Origin of the sequence: Streptomyces sp. NPDC046900 (assembly GCF_040644975.1) — a bacterium.
Taxonomy (GTDB): domain Bacteria; phylum Actinomycetota; class Actinomycetes; order Streptomycetales; family Streptomycetaceae; genus Streptomyces.
The window spans coordinates 19,394-29,675 of record NZ_JBEYXD010000096.1; the positions used below are offsets into that span (position 1 = coordinate 19,394).

The following is a 10,282-nucleotide window of genomic DNA, read 5'->3' on the forward strand; positions in this document are numbered from 1 at the left end:
TCGGTAGAGCCAGAGGGGCTCGGGCCGGTAGAACCGCCCGAGATCGGGCTCCGGTGACCTATCGCGCGGCCGCTCGCGCCAGTTCTTCCAGCGTCGCTTCCACCGCCGGCACATGCGCCAGGTCGGGCAGGGTGAGCGCGACGATCTCCCGCCGCACCGCGGGCTCCAGCGTGACCGGGCGGGCACTCCTCGGCCGTACGGACTCGATGGCCAGCTGCGGCAGCACCGCCACGCCGAGACCGGCGCCGACCAGGCCCACCACCGCCGGATAGTCGTCCGTCGCGAAGTCGATACGGGGCGTGAAGCCCGCGCTCTCGCACGCCTCCACCAGCTGACCCCGGCAGCGCGGGCACCCCGCGATCCAGGACTCCCCGGCAAGCTCGCCGATGGCCACCGACTCCGCGCCGGCCAGCCGGTGCGCGGCGGGGACGAGGCCGACGAGCCGGTCGACGAGCAGGGGACGGACCACCAGGTCGTCCCACTCCTCGGCGCCGGCCGCCCCTTCGTAGCGGAACGCGAGGGCTATGTCGCAGTCCCCCGCACGCAGCTTCTCCACCGACTCCGGCGGTTCGGCCTCCTCGAGGGAGACCCGTGTGCCGGGGTGCGCGGCGCGCAATGCGGCGAGAGCGGTGGGGACCAATGTGGAGCTGCCGCTCGGGAAGGAGACGAGGCGGACACGGCCGGCCCGCAGACCGGCGATGGCGGCGACCTCCTCCTCGGCGGCGGTCAGCCCCGCGAGGATGCCGGCCGCATGCCGCACCAGCGCCTCACCGGCCTGGGTCAGGCGCATCTCGCGGCCGGTGCGGACCAGCAGCGGCGTGCCGACCGACGCCTCGAGCGCCTTCATCTGCTGGCTGACCGCGGGCTGGGTGCAGCCCAGTTCGCGGCCGGCCGCCGAGAAGGAGCCGGCGGCGGCGACGGCGCGCAGCACACGGAGATGTCGGGCCTCTATCACGCCGTGAGTATAAGCGAACCTTGGGTACCGTGACGAATATTGCGTCGCTGCTTTGACCTTTGGTCGCCTACCGTGCCGGTATGAAGCTTCTGTCACTGAACGTGGGCCGGCCCGTGGCCGTCGACTACACCGACCAGGCGGAGGGAGTCACCGGCATCGACAAGCGGCCGGTGGACGGACCGGTGCGGGTGGCCGCGCCCGGGCCCAAGGGGACCGGCGCGAGCGGGGTGGCAGGGGACGCGGTGTGCGATCTGCGGCACCACGGCGGCGACGACCAGGCGGTGTACGCGTTCGCACGCGAGGACCTGGACGCCTGGGAGCACGAGCTGGGCCGCGCGCTGCCGAGCGGCTCCTTCGGCGAGAACCTCACCACGGTGGGCCTCGACGTGTCCGGCGCGCGCATCGGCGAGCGCTGGCGCGTCGGGTCCGACCTGGTCCTGGAGGTCACCTCCGGGCGTATCCCGTGCCGCACCTTCCAGGCACATCTGGGCGAGCGCGGCTGGGTCAAACGGTTCACGCACCAAGGAGCGCCCGGCGCGTACCTGCGCGTGATCGAGCCGGGTGAGATCCGGGCCGGAGACCCCGTCACGATCGTGCACCGCCCCGATCACGATGTGACGGTGGCCCTCCAGTTCCGTGCATCCACCACGGAACGGCACCTTCTGCCCCGGCTGCTGACGGCGGGTGACGCGCTGCACACGGAGGTCGCGGTCGCTGCACGTCAGTACGCCCTGAAGCACCCCGCGGGGAAGTAGCCCCGGCTCGCGGAGACCGGCCGCGGAGCCTTGGCGATGCCCGGTCCGGGAGGCGGACTCGGTCGTTCCGGGTCACTATCGTTGGCCCATGACAACGGCTCTGATTACGGGTTCGACCGCGGGCATCGGCGCCGCGTTCGCACGGCGGCTGGCCGCCGACGGCCATGACCTCGTCCTGGTGGCACGCGACACCAAGCGGCTGGGGGAACAGGCGACCGAGTTGCACGACCGGCACGGCATCGAGGCGAAGGTGCTGACCGCCGACCTGGCCACCGACGAGGGCATCGAGGCGGTGGCCACGCGTCTGTCCGATCTCAAGGACCCCGTCGACCTGCTCGTGAACAACGCGGGCTTCGGCAACAAGGGCCGTTATCTCGAGGTGCCGATGGCGGACGAGCTGCGGATGCTCAAGGTGCACTGCGAGGCGGTGCTGCGGCTGACGAGCGCGGCGGCGGAGTCGATGCGCACCCGCGGCCGCGGCGGGGTCGTCAATGTGGCCTCGGTGGCGGCGTTCGTCCCGCGCGGCACGTACGGCGCGTCCAAGGCGTGGGTCGTGCAGTTCACGCAGGGCGCGGCGCGTGATCTGGCCGGGTCGGGCGTACGGCTGATGGCACTGTGCCCGGGATTCGTCCGTACGGAGTTCCACGAGCGCGCCGGAATGGGCACGGACAACATCCCGGGCTGGATGTGGCTGGACGCGGACAATGTGGTCACCGCCGCCCTCGCGGACCTGGCTCGGGGCAGGACGGTCTCCATCCCCGACCCCCGGTACAAGGCGCTGATGAGCGTGGTGAAGGTGACGCCGCGCGCGCTGCTGGGTGGGATCAGCTCGCGCACGGGACGCAAGTACGGGCCGCAGTAGTGCCCGGTCGGCACAGCGAGCGGCCCGGGTGCGGGTCGCGGCAGGACGGGTGACGCCGCCCCTCGGGTGGGAAACTGGGCGTATCTGCCGGACCCAGGGGGGCCGGAGGCGGCGTCATGACATTTGTGCAGCTCATCGACTGCAAGACCAGCCGGTTCGACGAGATGAACCAGCTCGTGGACACATGGCTGGAGCAGACCGGCGGGAAGCGGAGCGCGAGACACAGCCTGATCGGCAAGGACAGGTCCGACGCCTCGCACTTCGTGGAGATCGTGGAGTTCCCCTCGTACGAGTACGCGATGCGGACCTCCCGCCTTCCGGAGACCGATCAGATCTTCCGTGACATGACCGCCCTCTGCGACGGGATGCCCACCTTCACGGATCTGGACGTGGTGCGGGACGAGCAGCTGTACGCGGCCACCGTACGGCGGTTCTTCGAGGTCATCGCGACCAAGGGCGATCTGCCGCCGCTGGACGGGCTGCTCACCGAGCACTACCACGACCACGATCCCGCCAACGAGCAGGACACCCTCGGCATGGACGCGATGCGCCGTGAGATACGGGTGTGGCGGGACGGCTTCGACTTCGCGTTCACCATCGAGGACCAGATCGCCGCGGGCGAGCAGGTGTGCACCCGGTGGACCTGGAACGCCCGGCACACCGGCGAGTTCCTGGGAATCCCGCCCACGGGCAAAAACGTCACCATGACCGGTACGACCGTCTTCCGGTGCGGAGCCGACGGGAAGATCGTCGAAGGCTGGTGGCAGTACGACCGGCTGGGCTTGATGGAACAACTGGGGGCGCTGGACGCGCTGGAGACCTGACGGCGCGGGACGGCCTGGTCCGGTGATTCCTCCCTCAGGAAAGCTCCCAGGCAAACCGGGGGCTTTCCTCGGGCCATGCCCAGAACGCAGGCACCACCCCCGGGGAACTCACCGACCACGCGGCGGCGCTGAGGCACGGCGCGTGCCGCCGAGCATGATGTCCGCCGAGTCGTCCGGGTACGGGAGAGGGACGGAGCGGCCACCCCCCGTCACGACGGCCCCGGACCTCTACAGACCACGTCAGCACGGCCGACCGATGCTCAGGGATTGCGGGACAGATGGCACGAGGGCCCGGCACCCCCGTTGGCGGGGATGCCGGGCCCTCGGTTACGACTTACGGGCTACCGACGTGCGTCAGTGGGAGTGACCGTGGCCGTGGCCGGCTGCGGCCGGCTCCTCTTCTTCCTTCTTCTCGACGACCAGGGTCTCGGTCGTCAGCAGCAGGGAGGCGATGGAGGCGGCGTTCTCCAGGGCGGAGCGGGTGACCTTGACCGGGTCGATGACGCCGGCCTTGATCAGGTCGCCGTACTCGCCGGTGGCGGCGTTGTAGCCCTGGCCCTTCTCGAGCTCGGCGACCTTGGAGGCGATGACGTAACCCTCGAGGCCGGCGTTCTCGGCGATCCAGCGCAGCGGCTCGACCACCGCGCGGCGGACGATCGCGACACCGGTGGCCTCGTCGCCCTGCTTGCCGAGGCCCTCGGCCAGCACCTTGGAGGCGTGGACCAGCGCGGAGCCACCACCGGAGACGATGCCCTCCTCGACCGCGGCGCGGGTCGCGGAGATGGCGTCCTCCAGACGGTGCTTCTTCTCCTTCAGCTCCACCTCGGTGGCGGCGCCGACCTTGATCACGCACACGCCGCCGGCCAGCTTGGCGAGGCGCTCCTGGAGCTTCTCGCGGTCCCAGTCGGAGTCCGTGGTCTCGATCTCGGCCTTGATCTGGCCGATGCGGCCCACGACGTCCTCGGACTTGCCGCCGCCGTCGACGATGGTCGTGTCGTCCTTGGTGACCGTCACGCGGCGGGCGGAGCCCAGCACGTCCAGGCCGACCTGGTCGATCTTGAGGCCGACCTCCTCGGCGATGACGGTCGCGCCGGTGAGGACCGCCATGTCCTGCAGCATCGCCTTGCGGCGGTCGCCGAAGCCGGGGGCCTTGACGGCGACGGCGTTGAAGGTGCCGCGGATCTTGTTCACGACGAGGGTGGACAGGGCCTCGCCCTCGACGTCCTCGGCGATGATCAGCAGCGGCTTGGAGGAGCCGGCCTGGATGATCTTCTCCAGCAGCGGCAGCAGGTCCGCGATGGCGGCGATCTTGCCCTGGTGGATGAGGATGTACGGGTCGTCGAGGACGGCCTCCATACGCTCCTGGTCCGTCACGAAGTACGGCGACAGGTAGCCCTTGTCGAAGGCCATGCCCTCGGTGAAGTCCAGCTCCAGACCGAAGGTGTTGGACTCCTCGACGGTGATGACACCGTCCTTGCCGACCTTGTCCATCGCCTCGGCGATGAGCTCGCCGACCTGCTGGTCCTGAGCGGACAGCGCGGCGACGGCGGCGATGTCGGACTTCTCCTCGATCGGGCGCGCGGTGGCGAGGAGGTCCTCGGCGACCGCGGCCACGGCGGCGTCGATGCCCTTCTTCAGGGCGGCCGGGGAGGCACCCGCGGCGACGTTCTTCAGGCCCTCGCGCACCAGCGCCTGGGCGAGCACGGTGGCGGTGGTCGTACCGTCACCCGCGATGTCGTTGGTCTTGGTCGCCACCTCCTTCACCAGCTGGGCACCGAGGTTCTCGTACGGGTCGTCGACCTCGACCTCACGGGCGATGGTGACACCGTCGTTGGTGATGGTGGGCGCGCCGAACTTCTTGTCGATGACGACGTTGCGCCCCTTGGGGCCGATCGTCACCTTGACCGTGTCGGCAAGCTTGTTGACGCCGCGCTCGAGGGCGCGACGGGCGTCCTCGTCGAACTTCAGGATCTTCGCCATGGAGCGTTTCAGTCCTCTCGAATGCGATCATCGGCCGCCCCCGCAGGACGGCCGCCATCGCGGTAAAGAACGAACCGCGCCCCCGACGCCCGGCTGATCATCGGTCGCGGGGGCCAGGGGCGCAGCTCGAAGCAGTCTTCTTCGGTGAATTACTTCTCGATGATCGCGAGCACGTCGCGAGCCGAGAGGACGAGGTACTCCTCGCCGCTGTACTTCACCTCGGTGCCGCCGTACTTGCTGTACAGCACGATGTCGCCGGTCTTGACGTCGAGCGGAAGGCGCTCGCCGTTCTCGAAGCGGCCCGGGCCCACGGCCAGGACGACGCCCTCCTGGGGCTTCTCCTTGGCGGTGTCCGGAATGACCAGGCCAGAGGCCGTGGTCTGCTCGGCGTCCAGCGGCTGGACCACGATGCGGTCCTCAAGCGGCTTGATGGCAACCTTGGAGCTGGTGGTCGTCACGATCCGACCTCCCCCTTCGGAGATCTCACGGGGTCAACTGTCTGAGGTGGCGACCAGGTCGATCCGTCGTCGCGGGTGCCGGACCTGCCCGTCGCTTTGTTGGCACTCTCCAGTGGCGAGTGCCAGGGCCGAGACTATGACCGCGATTAGCACTCGGTCAAGCGGAGTGCCAGTCGCCCGCGTCGCGGCGTGGCCGGCCGGGGTCGCCGGGCCCGTGTCCGGCGTCCAGGGGCGGTGCCTCCTGGACGGCGACGGCGCCGCCTGATCCTCTTCATCGGCCTGAACCGCCTTGTCCTCGAACGCCGGACAGGCCCGCGGAATGCCCGGCTCCGTACCGCCCGGGTCTCCGGGGGCACGCGGGCTCGGCGCGGCGCGCGAGCGGACTACACGTAGTCCTCGAGGCGGGCCACCGTGAGCCCCCTCGCCTGGATGCGCCGCAGGAGGTGGCTCGTCTCTACGGTCACGGAGGCGAGGGGACGGCCCGGCTCGTGGGGCCGGACGATGTCGCCCGCGCACACGAACCTGCCCCTGCCGTGCCGCTCCCATGCCGGGCGCCACAGGACCAGGGCCGTGATGCCGCAGTCCGCCGCCGCGCGGAGCGTGGTGCGGTCGTAGGCGCCGTAGGGCGGGTGGAGCAGGTGGGGGCGCAGGCCGAGGCGGGCCTCCAGACGGTCCCGCTGGCCGCAGATCTCGGTGTGCTGTTCGTCGTAGGTGCGGCCGCGCAGCGGGTTGTGGTCCAGGGTCTGGTTCTGGATGGCCGCACCGGCCTCCCGCAGCCGTGCGAGGGGCGCGAGCCCCGGCTCCACGGCGCGGTCCGTGAGGAACACACTGACCGGCAGCCGCAGTTCACGGACCATGTCGGTGAACCGGGGATCGTCCTGGACACCCTCGTCGTACGTCAGGAAGACGACCCTGTCATCAGTGGGGACATGGTCGAGGACCTCCGGCAGCCCCGCTCCGGGCCGGCCCGCACTGCCGGCCCGGGGACGAGCCGGCCGGGGTGCCGGGACGAGGGGGGCGGTGAGGCCCCAGTGGCGGAACGTACGGTCGATCCGCCTGTGCGGCCGGTGCACCTTCTGCGCCGCTTTCCTGCCCAGCCGTTCGATGGGGTCCACGGACTGGGCGCAGCCGGACAGGAGCACGACGGCGAGCGCCCCGGCGATCAGGGGCCGCACCTTCCTCGCCGAAAGCGGGGACTCGATCAGCGGCAACTTCACTGGTCCACAGAGGCGCTTTACGCGCTTTTTGTACTTTTGTCGTACGGGCCGCATGGTGTCGGATCCTTCCAGCCGCGGACGACCGCGGCGGGCCGACACCGCGGCCGGACGCACACCGTCCACCGACTGGCCGACAATGATCCCGTGAACGACCTCTCCTTCGCCTCCCTTCTCACCCCCGAGGGCCGCGCCCTCCTGGACGAGGTGCGCGGCACCGACCCCGCGCAGGAACTGGCCGTCGCGACCCGGCTGCGCCGTACGCACCCCGCCGAGCTCGTCTCGGCGGCCCTCGCTCAGGCGCGGCTGCGCGAACGTGCGGCGGCGAAGTTCGCCGCCGAGGACGCGCAACGGATGTTCTTCACCCCGAACGGCGTGGAGCAGTCCACCAGGGCCGCGGTGGCGGCCCACCGCGCCGAGCGGCTGCGGGCCCTTGGCGCGGCCTCCGTCGCCGATCTGTGCTGCGGCATCGGCGGCGACGCGATCGCGTTCGCCCGGGCCGGGATCCGGGTCCTGGCCGTGGACCGCGATCCGCTGACGGCGGCGGTGGCACGGGCGAACGCGGACGCGTTGGGGTTGTCCGCGCTGATCGAGGTGCGCGAGGCGGACGTCACGGAGGTGGACGTGTCCCCGTACGACGCCGTCTTCGTGGATCCGGCACGGCGCGGCGGGCGCGGCAGGATCTTCGACCCGGAGGCGTACTCGCCCCCGCTGTCCTGGGCCGTGGCGACGGCCGAGAAGGCGCCGCACGCCGCGCTGAAGGTCGCCCCGGGCATTCCGCACGAGGCGGTGCCCGCCGGTGCCGAGGCCGAGTGGATCTCGGACGGCGGGGACGTGAAGGAGGCGGTGCTCTGGTTCGGCACACAGCCGGGCCACGTACGGGCCACCCTGCTGCCCGGTCCGCGCGTGCTGCACGGCCGCGGACTGCCTGATCCGCCGGTGCGCACGCCCGGCCGCTACCTCTACGAACCCGACGGCGCGGCGATCCGCGCGCACCTGGTGGCGGAGGTGGCGAAGGAGCTGGACGGCGGGCTGATCGACGAGACGATCGCGTATGTGACGGCGGACGAGCACCGCCACTCGCCGTACGCCACCGCGTACGAGATCACCGACCGGCTCCCCTTCAACGTGAAGAGGCTGAAGGCGCTGCTGCGGGAGCGGGAGGTCGGGGTCCTGACCGTGAAGAAGCGCGGTTCCGCGGTCGAGCCGGAGGAACTCCGCCGGAAGGTCCTGCCCAAGCCGCACGGGCCCCACGCGCTGACCGTGTTCCTGACCCGGGTGGCGGGCGCGCCGACGATGCTCCTGGGGCACCCGGTCTAGCCGGAGTCCCCTGCCCGGCGGCATGCCTCCGCCCGTGCCCGCAGCAGCTCCCGTTCCCGTTCGTTGCGGGCGAGGCCGGCGGCGCGCTCGAACTCCGCGCCGGCTTCGGCCGTGCGCCCCAGGCGCGCCAGCAGGTCGCCGCGGACGCTCGGCAGCAAGTGGTAGTCACGCAGGGCCGGTTCTGCGGTGAGACGGTCGACGATCTCCAGCGCCGGGCCGGGGCCCTCGGCCCTCGAGACGGCGACGGCCCGGTTCAGCTCGACGACCGGCGACGGCGTCCGCGCGGCCAGCAGGCCGTACAGGACGGCGATGCGCGCCCAGTCCGTCTCCTCGTAGGCGTACGCGTGCGCGTGACAGGCGGCGATCGCGGCCTGGAGAACGTACGGGCCCGGGGCGCCGGCGGCGACCGTGTCGGCGCGGCCCAGGGCGGCGATGCCGCGGGCGATGAGCAGGCGGTTCCAGCGGGCCCGGTTCTGGTCCTCGAGCAGCACGGGCCCGCCGTCCGGTCCGGTGCGGGCCGCCGCGCGGGAGGCCTGGAACTCCAGCAGCGAGGCCAGGCCGTGCACTTCGGGCTCTTTGGGCATCAACTCGGCCAGCACCCGGGCCAGCCGCAGCGCGTCCTCGCACAGGGCGGGGCGCAGCAGGTCGTCGCCGGCGGTGGCCGCGTACCCCTCGTTGAAGATCAGGTAGATGACCTCGAGGACGGACCCGAGCCGCGCCTCCCGCTCGGGCCCGTACGGCACCTCGAAGGCCACGCCCTTTGCGGCCAGCGTCCGCTTCGCCCGGACGATGCGCTGGGCGACGGTGGCCTCCGGCACGAGGAACGCCCGGCCGATCTCGGCCGTCGTCAGGCCGCCGAGCAGACGCAGGGTGAGCGCGATCCGGGACTCGGCGGACAGCACGGGGTGGCAGGCGGTGAAGACGAGCCGCAGCAGATCGTCGTCGATGTCCTCGGGGTCGGCGGGCTCGTCGATGTGGTACGGCGCCGCCTCCAGTCCCCGCCCGACCTCGGCGAGCTTGCGCGCATACCGCTCCCGACGGCGGACGAGGTCGATCGCGCGGTGCTTGGCGGTGGCCATCAGCCAGGCGCCGGGATTGTCGGGCACCCCCTCCCGCGGCCACTGCTCCAGCGCGGCGACCAGCGCGTCCTGCGCGAGTTCCTCGGCGATGCCGACGTCCCGGACGATCCTGGCGACGCCGGCGATCACACGGGGCGACTCGATCCGGAAGACGGTCTCGATGGCACCGGCGGGGCCGTCGGGGGGCGGGGCGGCGGTGGGCTGCTGTTCCACAACCCACCATGCAACACCCCCGGCGGCCGGGCGCCAAGGCGGTGTCACCCCTCGGCGATCTCCCGCACCTCGCAGGTCACCGTCCAGTACTCCTCGTGGACCTTCAGGAACCGGGTCGTCCACTCGATGGCCTCGGCCCTGTCCTTGCACTGCATGATCGCGTAACCGCCCACGACCTCCTTGGACTCGGTGAACGGGCCGTCCGTGACGGAGATCTTCCCGCCCTCCCAGCGCACCCGGGTGCCCTGCGCGGTCGGCGTCAGACCGGCGGTGTCGAGCATCACCCCGGCCTTGGTGACCTCCTCGATGAGCTCGCCCATCCGCTGCATCAGCTCGGGGCTCGGGCCCTCGGCGGGCGCGGTGGTCTCGTCGATGCGCACAAGCGACAGATAACGCGGCATTGGTGTCTCCTCAGGAGTGAGGGCCGGGCTCCTCCCGGCCTCTCACCCAGTGCGTCGAACGAGGGCGACGCGGATCGACACGACCCGGGGACTTTTTCGAAGAATTTTTTCCCGGAGCTGTTTTCCCAGGTCAGCGATCCAGCGCACCTTCGGTGCGCGCCGGGGGCGTGGTAAATCCCGTGGCGTGCGCCGGAGGTGCTTCTGTCTGCCCTGACGTGGAC

At 71.3% G+C, this 10,282-nt stretch carries 10 protein-coding genes; 4 read left to right on the forward strand and 6 right to left on the reverse strand.

Features of this window, described 5'->3' with window-relative positions:
• Positions 1-58: 58 nt before the first annotated feature.
• Complete coding sequence (locus ABZ904_RS43330; protein ID WP_359398091.1) at positions 59-955, reverse strand: LysR family transcriptional regulator; 897 nt, start codon at positions 953-955, stop codon at positions 59-61.
• Between the two features lie 80 nt (positions 956-1,035).
• On the opposite strand from ABZ904_RS43330, the gene ABZ904_RS43335 reads away from it, so the two are divergent.
• The 3 genes from ABZ904_RS43335 (at position 1,036) to ABZ904_RS43345 (ending at position 3,396) form a co-directional block, all read left to right on the forward strand.
• Positions 1,036-1,710: an MOSC domain-containing protein gene (locus tag ABZ904_RS43335; RefSeq protein WP_359398093.1), complete on the forward strand. Its 675-nt coding sequence runs from the start codon at positions 1,036-1,038 to the stop codon at positions 1,708-1,710.
• Positions 1,711-1,798: 88 nt separating this feature from the next.
• The gene (locus ABZ904_RS43340) at positions 1,799-2,572 is read left to right on the forward strand and encodes an SDR family oxidoreductase (RefSeq protein ID WP_360990617.1); all 774 of its coding nucleotides are present in this window, start codon (positions 1,799-1,801) and stop codon (positions 2,570-2,572) included.
• A gap of 116 nt (positions 2,573-2,688) precedes the next feature.
• A complete protein-coding gene (locus tag ABZ904_RS43345; protein WP_360990614.1) occupies positions 2,689-3,396 on the forward strand; it encodes an ester cyclase in 708 nt (235 codons plus the stop codon).
• Between the two features lie 354 nt (positions 3,397-3,750).
• On the opposite strand, the gene groL is transcribed toward ABZ904_RS43345, so the two are convergent.
• The 3 genes from groL to ABZ904_RS43360 all read right to left on the reverse strand — a co-directional run bounded on the left by groL (position 3,751) and on the right by ABZ904_RS43360 (position 7,051).
• Positions 3,751-5,376 (reverse strand): chaperonin GroEL, encoded by a 1,626-nt coding sequence (gene groL / locus ABZ904_RS43350; RefSeq protein ID WP_359398099.1) that lies wholly within the window; start codon positions 5,374-5,376, stop codon positions 3,751-3,753.
• Positions 5,377-5,525: 149 nt separating this feature from the next.
• On the reverse strand, positions 5,526-5,834 hold the full coding sequence (gene groES / locus ABZ904_RS43355) for a co-chaperone GroES (protein ID WP_019066754.1): 309 nt from the start codon (positions 5,832-5,834) through the stop codon (positions 5,526-5,528).
• Positions 5,835-6,217: 383 nt separating this feature from the next.
• A complete protein-coding gene (locus ABZ904_RS43360) occupies positions 6,218-7,051 on the reverse strand; it encodes a polysaccharide deacetylase family protein (RefSeq protein WP_360990610.1) in 834 nt (277 codons plus the stop codon).
• Between the two features lie 144 nt (positions 7,052-7,195).
• On the opposite strand from ABZ904_RS43360, the gene ABZ904_RS43365 reads away from it, so the two are divergent.
• On the forward strand, positions 7,196-8,368 hold the full coding sequence (locus ABZ904_RS43365) for a methyltransferase domain-containing protein (RefSeq protein ID WP_359398103.1): 1,173 nt from the start codon (positions 7,196-7,198) through the stop codon (positions 8,366-8,368).
• On the opposite strand, the gene ABZ904_RS43370 is transcribed toward ABZ904_RS43365, so the two are convergent.
• A complete protein-coding gene (locus tag ABZ904_RS43370) occupies positions 8,365-9,660 on the reverse strand; it encodes an RNA polymerase sigma factor (protein ID WP_360990606.1) in 1,296 nt (431 codons plus the stop codon). The two genes, ABZ904_RS43365 and ABZ904_RS43370, sit on opposite strands and share 4 nt — an antisense overlap.
• Before the next feature lie 44 nt (positions 9,661-9,704).
• Positions 9,705-10,061: a YciI family protein gene (locus tag ABZ904_RS43375; RefSeq protein ID WP_360990603.1), complete on the reverse strand. Its 357-nt coding sequence runs from the start codon at positions 10,059-10,061 to the stop codon at positions 9,705-9,707.
• Between the last annotated feature and the right edge of the window lie 221 nt (positions 10,062-10,282).

What these genes read in the sequence shown, in the direction of transcription:
- ABZ904_RS43335 (WP_359398093.1), top strand. Translation starts at nt 1,036, where the DNA reads ATGAAGCTTCTGTCACTGAACGTGGGCCGGCCCGTGGCCGTCGACTAC.
- ABZ904_RS43340 (WP_360990617.1), top strand. Translation starts at nt 1,799, where the DNA reads ATGACAACGGCTCTGATTACGGGTTCGACCGCGGGCATCGGCGCCGCG.
- ABZ904_RS43375 (WP_360990603.1), bottom strand. Translation starts at nt 10,061, where the DNA reads ATGCCGCGTTATCTGTCGCTTGTGCGCATCGACGAGACCACCGCGCCC.
- ABZ904_RS43345 (WP_360990614.1), top strand. Translation starts at nt 2,689, where the DNA reads ATGACATTTGTGCAGCTCATCGACTGCAAGACCAGCCGGTTCGACGAG.
- groL (WP_359398099.1), bottom strand. Translation starts at nt 5,376, where the DNA reads ATGGCGAAGATCCTGAAGTTCGACGAGGACGCCCGTCGCGCCCTCGAG.